A 20,076-nucleotide genomic window follows, 5' to 3' on the forward strand; every position below is an offset into this window, starting at 1 on the left:
CAATAGAGAATGAAAAAAGACCCGGGTTGAAAACCCTGGGTCTGTACTGGTTACACAGCTACCGGCTGTTTGCGGTCGATCTTTCGTAGAATTCCGAGGCGTTCGGATTCTGATAAGCCACCCCAGACGCCGTATGGTTCGGCTACTGAGAGTGCATGTCTGCGACAAGCTTCCAAGACGGGGCAGGCGGTGCAGATGGCCTTCGCGCGCAGCTCACGACGTTGACGGGCTCGTCCACGCTCGCCATCCGGGTGATAAAACACGTCCGAGGTTTCGCCGCGGCATGAACCGTGCAGCTGCCAGTCCCAGAAGTCTGCGTTAGGTCCCGGAAGTTGGTGGGGCAATGTCATCTTGAAATACTCCCTATTCAGCGAGTTTGTATTACTGAGGTGGGTTGTTCACCCGAGGAGATAGTGTCGACTGCCTCGGTGAACGGTTGGTGTCCTGTTGGTGGCCGTTTTGTAGACAGGTGTTGATTTAATGGGAAACTGTCTAGTCCTTACCCCCCGCGACCTGCAGATTTGGCGATAGGTGAATCTCGGGTGAATTCTTTCCCACGGCGTATAAACCCAGGTAAAGGGGTGATTCAGGCCACTGTTTCGGGGGTTGGTCCGGCGGGTTTGTCCCACAAGGGGCAGGATGTGTGACCGGTGTTGTTAGTATGAACGGATATCCGGGTAGACGATCATCTCGGGCAGGCGCCCTCCCATGGGGAGCCTGATGAAGTGTTTTTTGGCAGGAAGGTACGGGACGGTGGCAGATTCCGAGCGTGAGCTGGCGGACCTTGTTCCCCGGGCAACGGCAGGGGATCGCCGGGCGCTCCAGCGCATCATGGAAATCATCCATCCGGTGGTCCTGCGTTATGCCCGAGCCCGCATTGGCGGAGGTCGGCAACCAACCCCGGAGGATGTGGCGCAGGAGATCTGTCTGGCGGTGGCCACCTCGATCGGGAATTTCGTGGATCAGGGTCGTCCGTTCATGGCTTTTGTCTACGGTATCGCCTCCAATAAGGTCGCCGATGCGCATCGCGCCATGTCGCGGGACAAGTCCACTCCCACGGAAGACGTTCCGGACACTGAGCCAGACTCCAATACTCCTGAGGAGTTTGCGCTGGTCACTGACGGAAGTAACAGAGTGAGGGCTCTTCTCGATCTACTTAGTGAGAAGGCACGCGACATTCTTATTCTGAGAGTGATGGTGGGCCTTTCCGCAGAAGAAACTGCAGAGATGGTAGGCAGCACCCCGGGTGCTGTGCGAGTAGCTCAACACAGAGCGCTCACGACACTTCGAAGCGCACTTGAGCAGCAGGAGAAAAAGTAATGACTCGACGTCATAATGGTGGTGACCCGGATGGTCAGGACATTGTCAACGGACAGCTGAAGCAGCTGTTCGTCGATGATGAGTTTCTGACTGATCTGTCCCGCGGCGTTGATCCCTCCGCGGGGGAGGATCCCCTGGCAGGTCTCCTCCTCGACATGAATAAGGAAATAACCGAGGATATGCCGGCGGCGCCGGATCTGTCCGTCCTGCTCCCCGGTTTCGGTGAGGGTGGTGCCGCGGACGTCGATCCCGGAACCACCGAATTCGCCCCGATCAGCACCCCGTCCGGAGACAACTCCGACGAGTCCGGAGCCGTGGTGGCACTGGATTCCCGCAGGGGACGTCGTGGAGCGGTTAAGGCCTCCGGAGCAGGGCGCCGTACCTCGCACCCATTCCTCCATGGACTGGTGGGTGCCGCAGCGGCCACTCTGGTCATCGCCGGCGGCGGCACCGCCATCTACAACGCCGATGCGGATTCACCCCTGCATGGATTGAGCACCACACTGTTTGGCAATACCGACAACCCGAGTGTTGTCGAGCTCGCCTCCACCCTGGAGGAAGTGGATAGCCGCACCGCCAACGGTGATGTTGAGGGAGCCCGTGAGCTTCTTGAACAGGCCCGAAGCATGCTAGCCACCATGGATGAGCGTCAGCGCAACTCCGCCCCACGGGAGGCTGCCACCCCGGTTCCTGTCACAGAGACAGCCACCGCCACGGTCACCGAGACTGCCATTCCGGAGGAACCAGCCCCGGAGACGGTCACCGAGACCTCTGTGCAGACACAGATCCAGACCCAGACCCAGACTCAAACCGTGGTGTCCACCGTGGTGCAGCCTCCGGTGTGGACCCCTGAACCGACCCAGACCTTCCAGCCTCCGGCACCGCCCACCCAGCAGATTCCACCTGTCGATGATGGAGGCGGCGAAGGCGAAGGCGGCGAAGGCGGAAACACTGATGGTGGGGAAGTAGCACCACCACAATTCTTCGGGAACTAAATTCCCCACGATGAAAAAGAGGCTGTTGCGTTAAGCGACAGCCTCTTTTGGGTGTTTCTTGAGCTCTAAAAGTGATTGAAGGGGGTCAGCGTGCCTCCAGGCCGTCCAGGTAGCCCAGGCAATAATCCCATGGCACATAAGCCTCAACATTCGGATGCAGGCTCGGCTCATGCACAGGACTCAACTCACCGGCGAGGGTGGCCCTCATATTGGAGGCCATGATGTCCCAGTCGTAATAGTGGAGTTCCTCGCAGTCCTCACACATGAAGAAGATTCCCTCAATGCCGCGGGGACGCAGCACACGCTTGAACTCCTCGACGAGTTTCAGGTCCTGCTGCACATGACTGCGCTCCTCATCGGACAACGGCTCCATATGGTCGTTGTCATCGGTCAGGAAGGATGCCGGGTCGTTGGGATCGTCGGCAAACGGGTCGCGGGGCATCATCGCATCAAAGTTCACACCCGTTACCCTATTGCCCACGAGGTGCAATGGGCAACCAGGAGACCAACCCGTGCCTGCGTGAAGCGCCACAGATAGTTCCGGTTGGGTGAGGCCCGTCCCTGCGGGATGAGATGTACAACACGTCAAGGTGAGTGCATATCGTCACCGGGAATCAGGAAGGTGCGGACACGGTTATCTGAAATGAGGATTTGGCATTAAGGTTTAGATAATTGTGGACACAAAATGAGGAGGAACTGTCGCATATGACCACCCAGAGCCGAGTTTCCACCGGGGGAAACGATCCGAACAAGGTCGCACTCATCGGACTGACCTTTGATGATGTGCTTCTTCTGCCCGATGCGTCCGAGATCGTGCCGTCTGATGTTGACACCTCATCCCAGCTGACCCGCAATATCACGCTGAGCACCCCGATCCTCTCCGCTGCCATGGATACCGTCACCGAGGCGCGCATGGCTGTGGCCATGGCACGCCAGGGCGGCATCGGCGTACTGCACCGCAACCTCTCCACCGAGGAGCAGGCCGGAAACGTTGAGCTGGTTAAGCGATCCGAATCGGGCATGGTGACCGACCCGGTGACCTGCACCCCGGACATGACCATCGAAGAAGTGGATAACCTGTGTGCCCGCTTCCGTATCTCCGGTCTTCCTGTTGTTGATGAGGATGGCACCCTGCTGGGTATCTGCACCAACCGCGATATGCGTTTTGAATCCGACCCGAACCGTCGTGTGGGCGATGTCATGACCCCGAGGCCCCTGGTCGTGGCTGAGCAGGGTGTGTCCAAGGAGGAGGCTCTGGAGCTGCTGTCCACCCACAAGGTGGAGAAGCTGCCGATCGTGGACGGCAATGGCAAGCTCGTCGGCCTGATCACGGTCAAGGACTTCGTCAAGACTGAGCAGTACCCGAACTCCTCCAAGGACGCCTCCGGTCGTCTGCTGGTTGCCGCCGGTATCGGCACCGGTGATGAGTCCTACCAGCGCGCAGGCGCCCTGGTGGATGCCGGCGTAGACGTGCTTGTGGTGGATTCCGCCCACGCCCACAGTCGCGGTGTGCTGGACATGGTGGCCCGCGTGAAGAAGGACTTCCCCGGTGTGGACATCATCGGTGGCAACCTGGCCACCCGTGAGGCTGCCAAGGCCATGATCGAGGCTGGTGCAGATGCGATCAAGGTCGGTATCGGCCCCGGCTCCATCTGCACCACCCGTGTGGTTGCAGGTGTGGGTGCACCACAGATCACCGCCATCATGGAGGCGGCTGTTCCGGCACACGCCGCCGGCATCCCGATCATCGCTGATGGTGGCATGCAGTTCTCCGGTGACATCGCCAAGGCTCTCGCCGCAGGTGCCAGCTCCGTCATGCTGGGTTCCATGCTCGCAGGCACCGCAGAGGCTCCGGGTGAGACCATCACCATCAACGGCAAGCAGTACAAGCGTTACCGTGGCATGGGTTCCATGGGTGCCATGCAGGGCCGTGGACTGTCCGGTGAGAAGCGCTCCTACTCCAAGGACCGCTACTTCCAGGCAGATGTGCGCAGCGAGGAGAAGCTGGTTCCGGAAGGCATCGAAGGCCGTGTGCCTTTCCGCGGTTCCATCGAGAACATCCTCCACCAGCAGGTCGGTGGCCTGCGTGCCGCCATGGGTTACACCGGTTCCGCCACCATCCGTGATCTGCACCGGGCGCGCTTCGTCCAGATCACCAGCGCTGGCCTGAAGGAATCCCACCCCCACCACATCCAGCAGACCGTCGAGGCTCCGAACTACCACTAAAAGGTTCGGAGGCGATCGTCTGGGCGTCGTCAAGCAGCAACAACCGGCAGCCTGCCACCGTAACGGTGGCAGGCTGCTTACCTCTCTGCCTGCCAGCTCGGGTAAAGTCCTTGAGGTATACGAACTTCAAGGGAGGCCTGTCACAGATGCGTGACTACGTAGAAATCGGCATCGGCCGCGAGGCACGACGCACTTATAGCCTGGACGATATCTCTGTCGTTGCCAGCCGCCGTACCCGTTCTTCCAAGGACGTTGACACCAACTGGCACATTGATGCCTATAAGTTTGATCTGCCCTTCATGAACCATCCCACCGACGCGCTGGCCAGCCCCGAGTTCGTCATCGAGATGGGCCGACAGGGCGGGCTCGGTGTGATCAATGCGGAAGGTCTCTGGGGCCGTCACGCTGATCTTGATGGGGCCATTGCCAAGGTCATCGCCGCCTACGAGGGCGAGGACGGCCGCGACGGTGCCTCCGACCTGGAGATCATCGGCGGTGGCGACCAGGCCGCGGCCACCCGAACCCTGCAGGAATTGCACGCCGCGCCACTGGACACGGAGCTGCTCGCCGAGCGGATCGGCCAGGTCCGTGAATCCGGTGAGATCGTCGCTGTGCGGGTCTCCCCACAGAACGCCCGCGAGTTGGCACCCGTGGTGGCCAAGGCCGGTGCGGATCTCCTGGTCATCCAGGGCACGCTCATCTCCGCGGAACACGTCAACACCGGTGGTGAGCCGCTGAACCTCAAGGAATTCATCGGTTCCATCGAGATTCCCGTCATCGCCGGCGGCGTCTATGACTACACCACCGCGCTGCACATGATGCGCACCGGTGCCGTGGGCATCATCGTCGGCGGTGGCGAGAACACCAATGACCTCGCGCTGGGCATGGATGTACCCATGGCCACCGCGATCGCCGATGTGGCCGCCGCCCGCCGCGATTACCTGGATGAAACCGGTGGCCGCAACGTGCACATCATCGCCGACGGTGAGATCTACAACTCCGGTGACGTGGTCAAGGCTATTGCCTGCGGTGCTGATGCCGTGGTGCTCGGTTCCCCCCTGGCACGCGCCAAGGAAGCTGCCGGTAAGGGATACTTCTGGCCTGCGGTTGCCGCGCACCCTCGTTTCCCCCGTGGCATCGTGGCTGATTCGGGTTACCTCGATGACGCCGTTCCATCCCTGGCGCAGATCCTCAACGGTCCCTCCACCCTTCCGTGGGGCGTGGAGAACTTCAGCGGCGGCCTCAAGCGTGCCCTGGCCAAGTGCGGGTTCACCGATCTGAAGAGCTTCCAGAAGGTGCCGCTGCACTTTAACGGCTAGGCCTTAAGCCTGCCCACCCCGCCCACCACGACATCGCATCACAGACATCAGTGCACTGAACCACGACATCAGTGCCGATGTCGGTGATGCGATGTCGTGTCTTGGGGCGCGATCGGGTGGGCCACACTTAACCCAGAGATCCTGTTCCCAGAAACCACTGTGCTTAACCCAGAGATCGCTGGTGCTTTCTGGACATAGGATTTCTGGGTTAATCACGTGCATGCGTTTCCCGGCGGATTGCCCGTGGTGGATACCCGGATGCTGCTGGTAGTCTCATCACCGGACTCGGGGAGCATCAGTGATGGGACGGCATGGGGATCAGACAGCGAAAACGTATCAACAGCACCGGCGTGGTCACTGCGACCATCCGGGCGGCGCTGGTGATGGTGGTGTCGCTGACCATGGCTGCCATCATGGGTTTCACCGCTTTTACGTTCTGGACGGTTTACCCACCCAATGAGCGGTCGGAAAATGCCGATGTGGTGGTGGTTATCGCGGGCGCATCCGATGGGCGCCATGAGCTGGGTGCGGACATCGTCAGGAAATATGGAATTGAGAACTTCGTGGTGTCCAATCCCGCAGGTGCCCGGGACAAGGTGGGATACAGTCACTGCCAGGGGGAGGATCGCCCCGAGGGGACTAGGACCTGGTGCATGGATTCCTATCCTGTGATCACCTCCGGTGAGGCCAGAACCTTCCACGAGCTGGCAGAGGAGGAGAACTGGGATTCAGCGATCATGGTGACGAGCCGACCACACACCAGACGGGTGAACTACTTCTTCGAGCAGTGCACCAATCTATCTGAGGTCAAGGTGGCCAATGTTCGCAATATCAATGAGAACACCATCATCTACCAGGTGTTTCATGAAGTAGCTGGATTCATCAAATTCTGGATCACCAATCCCTGTGGCAACAGTTAAGGTGTCTGCTCGCAGTGCGCTGAGCTGGGGTAGCCGCGACACTAGGATCGGGGGCTATTTCAGGTGCATATGGCCGAAAAATAGTATCCGCGGGCGCGTCTAGTAGAGTGATGTTCTGTGAGTCTTACACCTAATCATCGCCCCGTACTCGTCGTGGACTTCGGCGCACAGTACGCGCAGCTGATCGCACGTCGTGTGCGTGAGGCTGGAATCTACTCCGAAGTTGTCCCGCACACCGCCACCGCGCAGGAAATCCAGGAAAAGGATGCTGTTGCGCTGGTGCTGTCCGGTGGACCGTCGTCTGTGTATTCAGAAGACGCACCGTCTCTGGATCCTGAAATCCTCAAGCTGGGGCTGCCGGTATTCGGCATCTGCTACGGCTTCCAGGCCATGACCCACGCCCTCGGTGGCACTGTTGCCCACACGGGTAAGCGCGAGTTCGGTCGCACCGACCTCACCGTCGAAGGTGGCGTGCTGCATGACGGCCTCGAGTTGTCCCACAAGGTCTGGATGAGCCATGGTGACGCCGTGTCTGAGGCACCCGAGGGTTTCACCGTCACCGCATCCTCCGAAGGGGCACCGGTTGCCGCCTTCGAGAATCATGACCTGAAGATGGCCGGTGTGCAGTACCACCCTGAGGTACTGCATTCTCCGCACGGCCAGCAGGTGCTCACCCGCTTCCTCACTGAGATCGCCGGCCTGGAGCAGAACTGGACCGCTGCCAACATTGCAGAAGAGCTCATTGAGAAGATCCGCGAGCAGGTCGGCCCTGAAGGTCGCGCCATCTGTGGACTCTCCGGTGGCGTTGACTCCGCCGTGGCGGCCGCCCTGGTGCAGCGTGCCATTGGTGATCGTCTGACCTGTGTCTTTGTTGATCACGGTCTGCTGCGTGCCGGCGAGCGTGAGCAGGTGGAGAAGGACTTCGTGGCGGCCACCGGCGCGAAGCTCATCACCGTTGATGAGCGCAAGGCGTTCCTGGATAAGCTGGCTGGTGTCACTGAGCCTGAGGCCAAGCGTAAGGCCATCGGCGCGGAGTTCATCCGTTCCTTCGAGCGTGCTGTCACCGGTGTGCTTGAAGATGCCCCAGAAGGTTCCACCGTGGACTTCCTGGTCCAGGGCACCCTCTACCCGGATGTGGTTGAGTCCGGCGGCGGATCCGGTACCGCCAACATCAAGAGCCATCACAACGTGGGCGGCCTGCCTGATGATGTCGAGTTCGAACTCGTCGAACCTCTCCGCCTGCTGTTCAAGGATGAGGTCCGTGCGGTTGGTCGCGAGCTCAACCTGCCTGAGGTCATCGTCGCCCGCCAGCCATTCCCCGGCCCAGGCCTGGGCATCCGCATCATCGGTGAGGTCACCGAGGAGCGTCTGGAGACTCTCCGTCACGCCGACCTGATCGCGCGTACCGAGCTCACCGCAGCCGGCCTCGATGGCATCATCTGGCAGTGCCCGGTGGTGCTGCTCGCCGATGTCCGCTCCGTCGGTGTCCAGGGCGATGGCCGTACCTACGGTCACCCGATCGTGCTGCGTCCGGTGTCCTCCGAGGATGCCATGACCGCCGACTGGACCCGCCTGCCCTATGAGGTGCTTGAGCGCATTTCCACCCGCATCACCAATGAGGTTGCTGATGTCAACCGCGTGGTGCTGGACGTAACCTCCAAGCCACCGGGAACCATCGAGTGGGAGTAGATCCCCACAGCTCTTACCAATGGGCGGCGCACAGCTTCACGGCTGTGCGCCGCCCATTGGGTTTTAACAGCTTTGCTTCACGACGCCCCGCCCACCCCGGCGTAATGTGGGGCGCACAAGTTACGGCCATCTGATCTTAGGAGAGACAACCATGAGCAACCTGGACACGGTATTCGGTACCTCTGAGGAGGCTCAGGCGCTGATCAACCATGTGAAAGAGCGCTCCGGCGAGACGATCGATGTGACGGCTCTGTTTGCTGAGCTGGGTCTGGATAAGCTCTCTGGCAACTACACCGACACGCAGCTGGATGGATACGGTGATGCCTTCATGGTGGTGGCAGCCCTGGCCACGCTGATTGTGGACAAGGGTGAGGTGAAATTCCAGGTTGATGCCAAGGAAAACACCCAGATCAGCACCGCCCTGAAGTATTTTGCATTCTCCCCGGAGGAGCACACCGTGGCGGAACGCTTCGGCGAGGATGAGCTCTATGATGTGGCTGACCTGGCTGAGGAGCTGCGGGGGCAGTTGGATTAAGAAATACCTGATCGCTTTTGTTCGATGTCTTTACCTTGGTTGTCCTGCATGGAAAGTAAGCTGCTCTGATATTACTGGTGGTCCCTCTGCCATTAGTTTTTAGCGCGAGTAGAAAGCAGTTTCCGATGGAAGAGCTGTACAAAGTTTTTCAGGCATCCAAAGATGCCTACCAGGAGTTGATCTCCAGGGATTTTCCGGATTTCGATATAGATGAGTACATCGAAGAGCAGCGTCTGGAAGCTGAACAAGCCGGGGTTGAACCTGAAATCAAGGTTGTTGAAGCCACGGATGCAGAACAAGTTGAGGGCAAACGCCGAAAGTTTGGAAAGAAAATAGTCTCTAAACTTGATTTCAGCGGTGATGGAAAACTGGGTTTTGATGATTTTGCCAGTGGCGCTAAGCGAGCAGGTAGGGCGACTAGCTCAGCAGCCAAAGATGCAGGCCAGTCCATCAAGGATCTGGAAGCTTCTGCTCTCAAAGCTGGTGCTCAGAATGTGGTTTCCGGAGCGGGTAAAGCGATCGGAAGTGTGGATCCTAAAGGCATTGCCGGGGCAACGGTGCGAATTGGCAAGAGCGCGGTTGGAATCCAGGGCATTCAGAACAGAAAATCCGCCAAGAACATTGAAAGAGTGTGTTCTGAGTACTACGAGTGCGCAGAGGAGATCACGGAGGAAAAGCGACGTGACCTTAACTATGTGATCACGGATTTCGGAGAGTATCGCCTGCGGGTCCTTCACCTTACGGTGGGGCGATTCCTGGAGTACCTCACAGAGCTCAAGCAGAACAACGCCGCCAAGGAATATGAGATCCTCATGGGAGCGGAGTTCAGCTTTGAGAAGCTGGCTGAGATGGAACACCTGGACATGGCTGCCAGTGAGGCACTGCGTTCCACGGCCGTGGCGGGTGCCTTTGGACTCGCTGCATTGGTTGGTACCCCTGCAGCGGTGACCGGTGCCGTCGGAACGTTTGCCGCAGCATCAACAGGAACCGCAATCTCCACTCTCAGTGGTGCTGCTGCCACCAATGCCACGATGGCCTGGCTGGGTGGTGGGAGCCTGGTAGCAGGAGGCGGCGGAGTAGCTGCGGGTACGGCTGTGCTGACAACTATCACCGCCAGCACTACCGGAGTTTTTGCAATCCTGGCGGCAGGAACAATTGTCTCCGTTCACTACGGAAAGAAACTTACTGAGGCGAAAGAGTACGAAAAGAAGATCGGTGTTGCAGTTGCCGGTCTGGAGAAATCATGGGTGGTGATGGATGGAATCAAGACCCGCACCGTGGAACTCCGGGAGGTTACCGAGGAGCTGAAGTGGAAGACGATTTTCGAGTTGGATAACTTGGAAAGCCTCATTAAGGATTTTGATTTCCAGGATCCCGATCATGTCGTGGTCTTTAATAAGTGTGGCGTGCTGATTAAGACGATGGTGACGCTCGCTCAGATTCCCCTGCTGGATGAGGATGGAAACCTGAGCTATGAGAGCATGAAGATTTCCAGCAAGGTCCGTTCAGTGCTGAACACGGAGGTTTAGGCATGGCACAGGATTACAAACAACTGTTTCAGCTGCTGTATGAGGAGTTCGGCGATCAAATCATTGAACTGGCCAGGGAAGCAGTTGATAATAGACGGCCACACCAGCCGAATCATTTGAACGGGACAGATGACGAGGTTGTCTCTGATAGTGATGAGAATCTGGGGGATGACCTGAGAGAAGATCTTGAGGGTTCATCACAAGTGAACTATCACGATGCTGCAGACTTCGAGAGAAACTTTGTGCAGCAGTTGCAGGTTAATGCGGTGAGGGACTCCGGCGATGTCGTAGTCGCACTGCAACATCTGATTCTGATGGCCGGCGAAGTGGCTAAGTTCGATTCTGCCCAGCAGACGGTTCGAGTAGGAATCGCAGCGGAGCGGGATGTGGCCCTAGCGAAGATCGAGATGCAGAAGACCGTATTAATCGACTACCTGGATAAGTCCTTTGATGAGCGGAAAGAGAACTTCCGCCGGCTATTCACAGTGGTTGATGATGCTCTGGAAAAGGACAATATCCAGCAGCTGGCGATGGGACTGGATGGCATACTCCGACTGGCGGAAACTTCGCCGTTCAAGGACCTTGAGTCCATTGAATCAACAACGTCTGCGCTCAACGATCCCAATCATCAGTGGGATTTCTGACTAGTCTGCATACTCAACCTTTACCTCGCCGATGCCTGAGTTGATGTGGATGTTCAGCGGTGGGGCATCCATATCGGCACGAGCATTGAGGCCCTCCACGTCACAGTGTGCGGTGCCGATCCCGGTTGTGCAGGTGAGGTTGACGGGGATATTTTCTGGGAGGGTCACGTTGACTTCGCCCACCCCTGAGGACACCTGGAGGCTGTGTTCCTGCTCCAATGGTGTCAGGGCAGTCAGATCCAGGTTCAGTTCACCGATCCCGGAATTGTAGGTGTCCTGGAGATTGCCGTTGGTGGGGGTCAGTGACAACTCTCCGAGTGCAGTCCCGTCGCCCAGGTCCGTGTCAATGTTGTACACCACTGCTCCGAGCATCATTGAAGACACCACGCCAGCCACCAGGAACCCGCCGAGCACCCAGGGCCAGACGCGCTTCTTTTTCTTCTCCGGCGGTTGGGGAACGTGCTGGATATCCCAGGTGTTGTAGGTGGGTGCCAGGGGATCCCAGGCGGGGGTTTCCTCCCGGTACTGCTGGGCAAAGGGGGCACTGTATCCGCTGACCGGATCCATGCTGCTCAGATCCGGTTGGGGCTGTGGGTAGATATTGGGGTTGTGGTTGGGAGTAGTCATTGTGGGGTCCTGTGTCGGGTCGTAACCATTGGCAAGTAATCCGAGAGGTGGGAGGGGTTGTTTCCGGTGCAGTCCCCACCACATCGCACCGAGGAGCACATAGGTGAGCAGGGAGGCGGAACCGAAGAATTCCATGGCGCCGGAGGTGAAGACCCCTGAGAAGAGAAGGAAGAAGATCAGCAGCCACCAGCCGTGGGTGCGGTCCTGTGGGTGGTCTGGTTTCCAGGTCGCCTCGAGAGGTGAGACCGGAACGGAATAGCGGGGCATGAGCATCCACGCCAGGAGGTAGGCGGCGACACCGGCGCCGAGGAAACCGAACACCACAAACGCCAGGCGGACCAGGATGGGATCAACCTGGTAGCGGACACCTATTCCTTCACACACACCGGCAACCTTGGCGTTGCCGCCCTGCCCGGAGGGGAGGCGGACAGGGCGGGTGTGCCACATCTGGCTGAGAGCCCCGGTGACTTCCACGGCAGGGGAAGGTTCGGGGGTTTCCTGAGCGAACGGCATGAACCGGGGCTGCTCCTCATAAGTGCTCATAACGTCAATTGTGGCCCGGCGGGTGCGAAAACAACATGGGGGGAAGCCCTGAACTTGACCGCCTCAGGGTGTTCCCTGATGGCCGGGCGAGAAGGCCACATGACAAGATCGAGGCATGAGTAATACACCCGCGCCGTATACCCCGCAGCCAGCGGGGCAGCAGCTAGAACCGTTATATCCCAAGTTCACGCGCTCCCGTGAGGGACGCGTGGTGGCCGGCGTGGCCTCCGGACTGGCGCAGCACCTGGGTGTGTCACTGTTCTGGGTCCGGGCGGTGCTGATCATCTCCTCCCTTCTCAACGGTGTGGGGTTGGTGGCCTACGCACTGGTGTGGATATTCACTAAGATCGGGGAGAAGAAGAGGGAGGCGTCGATAAGCACCCCGCGCCCCGCGCGGATCACGTCCTGGTCGCTGGTTGCGCTCGCCATTGTCGGCGCCGGTGCCTCGCTCACGCTCACCACCGGTTTTGGCTTGGCGACGTTCATTCCAATCGCCATCGTGGGCATCGGTGTGTTGATGGTGTGGATCGCCTACGACAGGGGGCTGGAGTCCAACACCAATATCGCCATCATTGCCGCAGGCGGGGTGCTGGTGCTCTCCGCGATCGTGGTGGTGGTGATGAACTGGGACGGACAGGCGAATTTCGTTGCGTCCCTGGCCACCGTGGTTCTCACCCTGCTCGGTGTGGCAGCTCTGGGCGTGCCACTGTGGGTTCGTCTGTGGGATCAGCTGGGGGAGGAACGCGCGCAGAAAGCGGCCGCCGATGAACGCGCCGATATCGCCTCGCGCCTGCATGATTCCGTGCTGCAGACCTTGGCGCTGATCCAGAAGCGCGCAGAGGACCCCGGGGAGGTGATGCGTCTTGCGCGTGGTCAGGAACGTGAGCTGCGGCAGTGGTTGTTTGACTCGCAGGATAAAACCCCGCAGACCACCGGTACTGTCTTCACCGCCCTGGAACGGGCATGTGGTGAGGTGGAGGATCTCTACGGACTGCGTATCGTGCCGGTGACCGTGGGTACTGATGAACCACTGACCGATGAAACCCACGCCGCGGTGCTGGCAGCGAGGGAAGCGTTGGTGAATGTGGCCAAACACGCCGGTGTGGATACCGCAGATGTGTATGCGGAGATCATGCTCGGTGAGCTGAGTATTTTTGTGCGCGACCGCGGGTGCGGATTTGATCCGGACAATATTCCCGACGGACACCATGGTCTGGCGGAATCAGTGCATGGCCGCGTTGAACGCGCCGGGGGGACGGTCCGGATTAAATCCGCGATCGATGACGGCACTGAGGTTGCCATCACGATGGGGGTGTGAGGATTGTCTTAGACGGTGTTGAGCGTTGCCGCGGCCTTCGCGATTGCGTTGCGCACGGTCTCACCGTAGACAGGGTGCTCCATGCCGAGTTCAATGCAGGCGACGATATAACCGCCTGGGTTCCCCAGATCATGGCGCTGACCAGAGTGGATCAGGATATGGACCGGGTGGCCTTCCTGTATGAGCAGGTCAATAGCATCGGTGAGCTGGAGCTCCCCGCCCTTTCCCGGTGTGATGCGACGCAGGGCATCAAAGATGTGGCGGTCGAAGAGGTAACGGCCCGTGGCCACGAATGTGGAGGGTGCCTCTTCGATGGAGGGCTTTTCCACCATGCCCTTGACCTGTTTGACGGTGGGTTGGCCCTCAACATCAGCGATATCGAAGACACCGTATTTGGAAACCTCTTCCAGTGCCACATCCATCGCACACAGCACGGTTCCGCCGAACTGCCGCTGGACCTTGAGCATCTGGGAGGTGACACCGATCGGGAGGACCAGATCATCGGGGAGCATCACGGCGAAGATATCTTCATCGTCATCGAGAGCATTCTCGGCGAGACCCACTGCATGGCCGAGGCCCAGTGGCTTGTCCTGGACCACTCCCTGAACGGTGATGATGTCCGCTGCGCGGGAAACCTTGAGGGCTTCCGTGGTTTTTCCTTTTTCCGCGAGGTGTTCCTGCAGTTCGGTGAAATCACCGAAGTGGGCGAGAATTCCATCTTTGGACGGCGCCGTGATCACAGCCAGTCTCTGGGCACCGGCCTCGGCGGCTTCTTCCGCAACGAGCTCAATGCCGGGGGTGTCCACGACTGGAAGTAGCTCCTTGGGCACCGTCTTGGTGGCTGGAAGGAACCTGGTGCCAAGACCAGCAGCAGGGACAACAACGGTACGCAGACCGCTGGTGGGGGTGTGATTCGCTTTAACCATTCATCAATCTTAAGCGGGTGTGGCGTGAAGCGCCTGATTAATAGGGAATCTGAGGACCTCCTCAGGGGGTATATCCGATGCAGTTCACCGAATGAGAAACACTGGTTGACATGCGGGGAATGACAAGAATGCGCCAGGCGGAGTATCACGATAAAGGATCAAGGTAAAGCATTAAGGCAGTGCGTCAAGGCCGAGTAGTCCCGCGCTGATACCGACAGTTGCCAGAATGACAGCGATGATGACCAGGAGGGGATTGGAATCAGCACTGGAACCTGAGCTTGCATCAGGCCCTGAGGCTGCAGCGCGTTCTGCCACGGTGATGGAGGTGGAGTCGGAGAAATATTCATGATCACTCAGGAACCTGATGGTGGTTTTACCAAGATCAAGGGCGGTGACAGTGGTGCCCACCGCGGTGGCAATGCTGTTATCACTGGATTCAAGGGTCCCGGGGAGATCGAAACCCTGGCCATTATGCATGATCACATCAGTTGATTCACCCGGTGCCAACCTGGAACGTGAAGGTGTGAGAGAGAAATGGCGGGTGATGTCTTCTTCCGGCACAGCGAGGCTGAGGGGAGTGTAACCATCAGACAGAGGTTGGGTAGATGAAGGCGCAGAGGAGTGGTGGGTGACGTAGAACCGATCCACCGCCCCGACGCCCACGTGCGAGTTGCTGGGATTGAGCACGTTATAGAGATGACCTGAATCATTGTTGGATATGCCGTTGGAACGTCGCAGATAACGCTCCTCCCCATAGGTCAAAGATTTGAGGCAGGCTTCCACCGTGGCATGTCCCTGACAGAGGTTTTCTGCATAGGACTGCGATCCACCTGGCACAAAGGCAGTGAAGGGGCTGGTGTCATTGGCACGATCATGGGTGATGCGCCCGGAGTATTTCTCCTCCACAGCCCGCTGCACCGCGATCCGCTCCATATCCCCACTCCACTGGAGACCATTGACGTAATCATCCCGGGTCAACCCCTTTGAAGCGACAGCCTCCCGAAGTGATCTGCCGTTGAAGGGCACATTCCTGTCATACATATCTGCACGAACCTGACGCAGATAGGGCAGTGACACACTCTGAACCTCAGTCTGAGCCAGGTTCACGGTGGTGCCGATCTCCACACCCGGCCCCAACTCCACATTGAGGCTTGTCGACGGTGCTGCCCCCACCGGGGCAGCGAGACTCGTGGTGAGGGCCACTGCGGTGGTGATGGCCGTGGCTACAGATATGAACAAGGATCGGATCTTCACGGGAGCAACCGTATCCCGGGCAGAGTGGGGGAGAAGAAAGACAGTGGGAGTGCTAACCCTGTGTGGGTGGGGGATTATCGCACGCTGTGGGGACTCCGCCACCCCCTGGGTGCATCACTAGCGGTAACCTGAAAAGCATGGTTCAAGTGTTTCTGGTTGATGATCACTCAGTATTCCGTTCTGGTGTCAAGGCGGAGCTGGGTGATGCAGTCACCATCGTCGGTGAAGCCGGCACCGTGGCTGATGCCGCCACCGGGATTGCAGAGACACGACCGGACGTGGTGTTGCTTGATGTCCACATGCCCGACGGTGGCGGCCTGGCTGTGATCCGGCGGGTCATTGATGCCGGGGTGGAGACCATCTTCCTGGCGTTGAGCGTCTCCGACGCGGCAGAGGATGTCATCGCGATCATCCGGGCAGGGGCCCGTGGTTATGTGACCAAGTCCATCTCCGGCGAGGAGCTGGTGGAGGCCATCAACCGGGTGAACTCCGGTGACGCCTTCTTCTCACCACGACTTGCCGGTTTTGTGCTGGATGCCTTCGCGGCACCGGATTCCACCGCGGGAGCAGGAATCGTAGACGCACCCGAGAAGGACGCCGCGGTGGAGAAGGGTGCTGTGATCGATGATCCCATAGTGGATGCGCTGACCCGCCGTGAACTGGAGGTTCTCCGTCTATTGGCGAGGGGGTACACCTACAAGGAGATCGGCAAGGAACTGTTTATCTCGGTGAAGACGGTGGAGACCCATGCCTCCAATATTCTGCGCAAGACCCAGCAGTCCAACCGCCACGCACTGACCCGTTGGGCGCACTCGAGAGATCTGGATTAATGGCACGTAATTCCAGGGGTTCCACGCCTGCGGGCCCGGACCCTGATGACAAATTTGACCGCACAGCTGCGAAGTTCACCTTTCAACCCACCCGCACCCTGTTGTTCAGCATCATTTTCACCGCTCTGGTGATGTGGCAATCCGGCTTCACACTGTGGTGGGCCCTGCCGATCTGGTTCGTCGTCTGGGCTTTCTTCATTCTCGGCCACAGTTTTTACAACTGGGCCAACCTCAAGCTGATTGAGCTGGGTCGCAGAAATAAGAAGATCATGGACGAGCAGGAGAAAGATCGCAAACCCAGGCGGTAGGGGGTTGGCCTTGTTTGGGGCGTTACGTGTCCCGGCCAGGCTTTTCGACGAAAGCCAGAGCCCGGCTTCCATCCACATGCGGGAAGGTCACAAACATCCAACCGCTGACCGCCAGCCACACTAAAACCGTGACCCATAGCGCGGATCCGCCGAGCAACGGAGCGATCATGAGGGCCAACCAGGTGAGAAACAGCGGCAGCAGCTGGCCGATGGTGGGCACCACGCTGACATTGTGTTGAATCCGATAGGTCTTCATCTGTCCCCGGTAGGGGTGGGCCAGGGTGATGAGCAGGGCTGCGGCGAGACAGGCCGCCATGACACCGAATCTCACACCGGGTGCGAGGACTGTGGTGAGCACAGCCACGGCAGCTCCCACCAGCGCGGATACGCTGATGCGCACGATGGGTGGGGTCGGGATCGGAGTGATGTGGGATCGCATCTGGGTGTAGCTGCTCATGGGGTCCATAAGGGTTCAGCCTAATAGAAGACCGGCGAATGACCATTACCAGTGATGAATGAGATGGGGGAGGCTCGCCGGATGCTGGGGAGGTGGCTAGATCTTTTGATGGCGAATGAAAGAAACTATGCTTGACCACTGCTTCCCCTGAATAAAAAAGGGGTGATAGTCGGGGGTGTAAAAATACTTTTTAAGTACAGGGTGGGTATTTTGTATTAAGTCTGTACTTTTTCTGTGTGTTCTCCACGGAAATACTGTTTGTTTCTGGACATCAGTGCCAGAACCCAGGTTGAGGATTCAATGTCTAAATCAAAATTTATCGCCGGGCTTACTTCGGTAGCTATTTTTGCCACCTCGCTATCTGTAGTTCCGGCTGCATCGGCGGTTCAACTGCATGGCGAAGAGCGCTCCGGGCGTCCGATCTGCGTTGCGACCCTGTCTGATCGTGAAACTCAGGTGTCCAAGGATTTTTTCCAGACGCTCATCAATGAGCACCTGGCCCTGGAATCTGAACTCCGGGCGCTTTTCCCAGGGATGGAAGCAGAGTTTGAGGACGTGGATCGCCGCCAAGCGGCAGGTGAGTCCTTCATCATGGGTTATCCCGCGCCCCTGCGAAATCGCATCTCAAATGCAGGGTTCGCCTATGGTGAGCTTTCATTATTCTTCTTTACCAACTCCCCGGATCACGTAAAGTATCAGGATTTTGCCAAAAATGGCTACTCGGTTGAGGTTGAGATCGCTCCCAACTGGACACAGGCTCAATTTGAAAACTACCCGTTTGGAACCGCACCTGTAATCGCTGCCGGCGCCAATTGGGGCACTAGTCAGTTCACCTATGCTATTAGGGCTGAAAAAGAGATCAATAAATACGGAATCAGTGAACTGGAGTACTCGGTACCAAGTGCAGCTCTGCGTCCGATCATTAATCCCCATAAGGTGCGGGTTGAATCGATCAGTGATCAGTTCAATGAATCCTGGAATTACTATGCGCTCGATCGGGCTGCAACCGCCTGCTTGCAGTCCTATGAGGCGGGGAACTTCCCTGAACCGGAGTCTGTTCCCACCACCACCTATGCGCCGACAGTAACTGTCACCGCTAATCCATCCACTGTGGTCGTGACTCCTGAGCCATCGACGGTGACCGCCGAGCCATCCACCGTCGTGGTTGAGCCTGCGCCGGTGACCACCACCGCTTCAACAGAAACTGTCACGGTGACCCCAGAGCCTGTCACGTCTACGGCTCCCACAAAAACTCTTACCGAAACCCCCGCGCCGGTCACCACGACTGTGATCCCAGATCCGGTGGTGACCACAGCTCCGGTGGAGACTGTTGTGGAGACCCCGGCACCGGTGACATCGACGGCAGCTCCCCAGACCGTCACTGCTACTCCCGCTCCGGTGACCAGCACTAAGGAGCGTGAAACAGTTGTCCTCACCCCAGCTCCGGCGACCTCCACTGCGGTGAAGCCAACTGTGACAGTCACTGCTGAACCGACAACGGTCACCACCACACCCACGGTGACTGTTTCTGCGGACCCTGTGGAAGTTACTGAATCCGAGGACGCTCTGGTGGAGAAGAAGTCAGAGGGTATGGGTGTTCTGCCGATCATTGTTGCGATTCTTGCAGCCATCGGGGGAATCGCTGGAATCTTCCTGAGCAACCCAGCCATCCTGCAGGGTTTGATCTAACCCTTTCATTTTCACGATGAGGACATTGCCCGGCCTGTTCACTATTTTTACTTGGTGAGAAGGCCGGGTTTTGTTATTCAATATGGTGGTGGATCGGTGGTCGCCCCATCCTGGGATAGCCAGTTGCGTGGGGGACGAAAGTAGTGTTAGCTGGATTTCATGAATAGAACAGACGTTCGAGGAGTGGGTGAGGGTGATTCTCGTTCATCACCCCCCAACCTCACCGGAATGGACAGGGCGGAGCGCATCCGGGCGCTGCGTTCACAGATGTCCGCGATGGGCGCGGCTGTTCCACAACTGGGGGAAGGGCCTGAACAGGCTCAACTGAAACCTCCGCCCAAGGAGAGCATTGTTGCAGTTCCTGAGATCTTTTCTGGTTTCCTCCCGGGAGGAGGGCTACCCCGTAGGTCAGTGACTCTGCTCCAGGATCAACCGCTGCTGGTGGCTGAACTCCTTTCCCACATTACTGCCGGGGGCGGATATGCCGCGATGATCGGCTGGAAGGAATTCTCCTACGCCGGTGTGATCGCTGCCGGTGGTGTGCATGAGAACATCATTGCGATCCCTGATCCAGGTGCCGAACCGCTCAGTGTCGTGGCGGTGCTGTGTGAAGGATTGGATCTTGTGATTTACCGGGGGCCGGAGATCACGCTCTCCCCTGTGCGTGCGCGGCCCCTTCTGGGCAGGCTCCGCAAGGGAACCGCCACGCTGTTGATGGTGGGCACCCGGGTGCAGACACCGGCGGTGACGGTAGAGGCGGACATCACGAACTACCTGGGTATAGGTGCGGGGGAGGGGCGTATCCGTGGCATAGAAATGCTGATCCGGGTAACCGTCAAGGGACAGGCACCGGCGAGCGGGACAGTGATGATTGGCGGATCCGGGGAAAGCGAACCCCTCCCTGCCCAGAAGAAGAGAACAACCCTCAGGGTCGTGTGAGGAAGCAT

Annotated in this window: 20 protein-coding genes; 14 read left to right on the forward strand and 6 right to left on the reverse strand. The window is 58.6% G+C overall.

Features of this window, described 5'->3' with window-relative positions; all coding sequences use genetic code 11:
• Positions 1 to 50 precede the first annotated feature (50 nt).
• Positions 51 to 350, reverse strand: a complete 300-nt coding sequence (locus CFAEC_RS02535) for a WhiB family transcriptional regulator (RefSeq protein WP_290278509.1) — start codon at positions 348 to 350, stop codon at positions 51 to 53.
• A 370-nt stretch (positions 351 to 720) separates the two neighbouring features.
• Between CFAEC_RS02535 and CFAEC_RS02540 the strand changes: the two genes are divergently transcribed.
• Complete coding sequence (locus tag CFAEC_RS02540; RefSeq protein ID WP_435384251.1) at positions 721 to 1,320, forward strand: sigma-70 family RNA polymerase sigma factor; 600 nt, start codon at positions 721 to 723, stop codon at positions 1,318 to 1,320.
• Positions 1,320 to 2,315: a hypothetical protein gene (locus tag CFAEC_RS02545; RefSeq protein WP_290278513.1), complete on the forward strand. Its 996-nt coding sequence runs from the start codon at positions 1,320 to 1,322 to the stop codon at positions 2,313 to 2,315. Before CFAEC_RS02540 ends, CFAEC_RS02545 begins: the two co-directional genes overlap by 1 nt.
• An 85-nt stretch (positions 2,316 to 2,400) precedes the next feature.
• On the opposite strand, the gene CFAEC_RS02550 is transcribed toward CFAEC_RS02545, so the two are convergent.
• Positions 2,401 to 2,775, reverse strand: a complete 375-nt coding sequence (locus tag CFAEC_RS02550; protein ID WP_290278515.1) for a DUF5319 domain-containing protein — start codon at positions 2,773 to 2,775, stop codon at positions 2,401 to 2,403.
• Between the two features lie 245 nt (positions 2,776 to 3,020).
• Here CFAEC_RS02550 and guaB point away from each other — a divergent pair, with 245 nt between their 5' ends.
• The 7 genes from guaB (at position 3,021) to CFAEC_RS02585 (ending at position 11,177) form a co-directional block, all read left to right on the forward strand.
• Positions 3,021 to 4,541, forward strand: coding sequence for an IMP dehydrogenase (guaB, locus tag CFAEC_RS02555; RefSeq protein WP_290278517.1), 1,521 nt, complete (start codon positions 3,021 to 3,023; stop codon positions 4,539 to 4,541).
• A gap of 146 nt (positions 4,542 to 4,687) precedes the next feature.
• The gene (locus CFAEC_RS02560; RefSeq protein WP_290278519.1) at positions 4,688 to 5,860 is read left to right on the forward strand and encodes a GuaB3 family IMP dehydrogenase-related protein; all 1,173 of its coding nucleotides are present in this window, start codon (positions 4,688 to 4,690) and stop codon (positions 5,858 to 5,860) included.
• A 311-nt stretch (positions 5,861 to 6,171) separates the two neighbouring features.
• On the forward strand, positions 6,172 to 6,780 hold the full coding sequence (locus CFAEC_RS02565) for a YdcF family protein (RefSeq protein WP_290278521.1): 609 nt from the start codon (positions 6,172 to 6,174) through the stop codon (positions 6,778 to 6,780).
• Between the two features lie 117 nt (positions 6,781 to 6,897).
• A complete protein-coding gene (gene guaA, locus CFAEC_RS02570) occupies positions 6,898 to 8,469 on the forward strand; it encodes a glutamine-hydrolyzing GMP synthase (protein ID WP_290278523.1) in 1,572 nt (523 codons plus the stop codon).
• A 151-nt stretch (positions 8,470 to 8,620) separates the two neighbouring features.
• Positions 8,621 to 9,004, forward strand: coding sequence for an imm68 putative immunity domain-containing protein (locus CFAEC_RS02575; RefSeq protein WP_290278525.1), 384 nt, complete (start codon positions 8,621 to 8,623; stop codon positions 9,002 to 9,004).
• Positions 9,005 to 9,129: 125 nt separating this feature from the next.
• On the forward strand, positions 9,130 to 10,533 hold the full coding sequence (locus tag CFAEC_RS02580) for a hypothetical protein (RefSeq protein WP_290278528.1): 1,404 nt from the start codon (positions 9,130 to 9,132) through the stop codon (positions 10,531 to 10,533).
• 2 nt (positions 10,534 to 10,535) lie between these two features.
• A complete protein-coding gene (locus tag CFAEC_RS02585) occupies positions 10,536 to 11,177 on the forward strand; it encodes a hypothetical protein (protein ID WP_290278530.1) in 642 nt (213 codons plus the stop codon).
• Here the strand turns inward: CFAEC_RS02585 and CFAEC_RS02590 are convergent, their stop codons facing one another.
• The gene (locus tag CFAEC_RS02590; protein ID WP_290278533.1) at positions 11,178 to 12,347 is read right to left on the reverse strand and encodes a PspC domain-containing protein; all 1,170 of its coding nucleotides are present in this window, start codon (positions 12,345 to 12,347) and stop codon (positions 11,178 to 11,180) included.
• 115 nt (positions 12,348 to 12,462) lie between these two features.
• Between CFAEC_RS02590 and CFAEC_RS02595 the strand changes: the two genes are divergently transcribed.
• Positions 12,463 to 13,665, forward strand: a complete 1,203-nt coding sequence (locus CFAEC_RS02595) for a PspC domain-containing protein (protein WP_290278535.1) — start codon at positions 12,463 to 12,465, stop codon at positions 13,663 to 13,665.
• Positions 13,666 to 13,673: 8 nt separating this feature from the next.
• On the opposite strand, the gene CFAEC_RS02600 is transcribed toward CFAEC_RS02595, so the two are convergent.
• Together CFAEC_RS02600 and CFAEC_RS02605 are read right to left on the reverse strand one after the other, a co-directional pair.
• Complete coding sequence (locus tag CFAEC_RS02600; RefSeq protein WP_290278538.1) at positions 13,674 to 14,591, reverse strand: UTP--glucose-1-phosphate uridylyltransferase; 918 nt, start codon at positions 14,589 to 14,591, stop codon at positions 13,674 to 13,676.
• Positions 14,592 to 14,762: 171 nt separating this feature from the next.
• The gene (locus tag CFAEC_RS02605; RefSeq protein ID WP_290278539.1) at positions 14,763 to 15,845 is read right to left on the reverse strand and encodes a CAP domain-containing protein; all 1,083 of its coding nucleotides are present in this window, start codon (positions 15,843 to 15,845) and stop codon (positions 14,763 to 14,765) included.
• A gap of 137 nt (positions 15,846 to 15,982) precedes the next feature.
• Here CFAEC_RS02605 and CFAEC_RS02610 point away from each other — a divergent pair, with 137 nt between their 5' ends.
• Together CFAEC_RS02610 and CFAEC_RS02615 are read left to right on the forward strand one after the other, a co-directional pair.
• Complete coding sequence (locus tag CFAEC_RS02610; protein WP_290278541.1) at positions 15,983 to 16,675, forward strand: response regulator; 693 nt, start codon at positions 15,983 to 15,985, stop codon at positions 16,673 to 16,675.
• A complete protein-coding gene (locus CFAEC_RS02615; protein WP_290278555.1) occupies positions 16,675 to 16,983 on the forward strand; it encodes a hypothetical protein in 309 nt (102 codons plus the stop codon). The genes CFAEC_RS02610 and CFAEC_RS02615 overlap by 1 nt, the downstream gene beginning before the upstream one ends.
• A gap of 22 nt (positions 16,984 to 17,005) precedes the next feature.
• On the opposite strand, the gene CFAEC_RS02620 is transcribed toward CFAEC_RS02615, so the two are convergent.
• On the reverse strand, positions 17,006 to 17,449 hold the full coding sequence (locus CFAEC_RS02620; protein WP_290278557.1) for a hypothetical protein: 444 nt from the start codon (positions 17,447 to 17,449) through the stop codon (positions 17,006 to 17,008).
• A 291-nt stretch (positions 17,450 to 17,740) separates the two neighbouring features.
• Between CFAEC_RS02620 and CFAEC_RS02625 the strand changes: the two genes are divergently transcribed.
• Positions 17,741 to 19,129 carry a hypothetical protein gene (locus tag CFAEC_RS02625; RefSeq protein ID WP_290278559.1) on the forward strand — a complete coding sequence of 463 codons (1,389 nt, stop codon included), beginning with the start codon at positions 17,741 to 17,743 and terminating at the stop codon, positions 19,127 to 19,129.
• A gap of 159 nt (positions 19,130 to 19,288) precedes the next feature.
• Positions 19,289 to 20,068 (forward strand): DnaE2-dependent mutagenesis accessory factor ImuA', encoded by a 780-nt coding sequence (gene imuA' / locus CFAEC_RS02630; protein ID WP_290278561.1) that lies wholly within the window; start codon positions 19,289 to 19,291, stop codon positions 20,066 to 20,068.
• Positions 20,069 to 20,076: the final 8 nt, after the last annotated feature.

Source organism: Corynebacterium faecale (assembly GCF_030408735.1).
Lineage (GTDB): Bacteria > Actinomycetota > Actinomycetes > Mycobacteriales > Mycobacteriaceae > Corynebacterium > Corynebacterium faecale.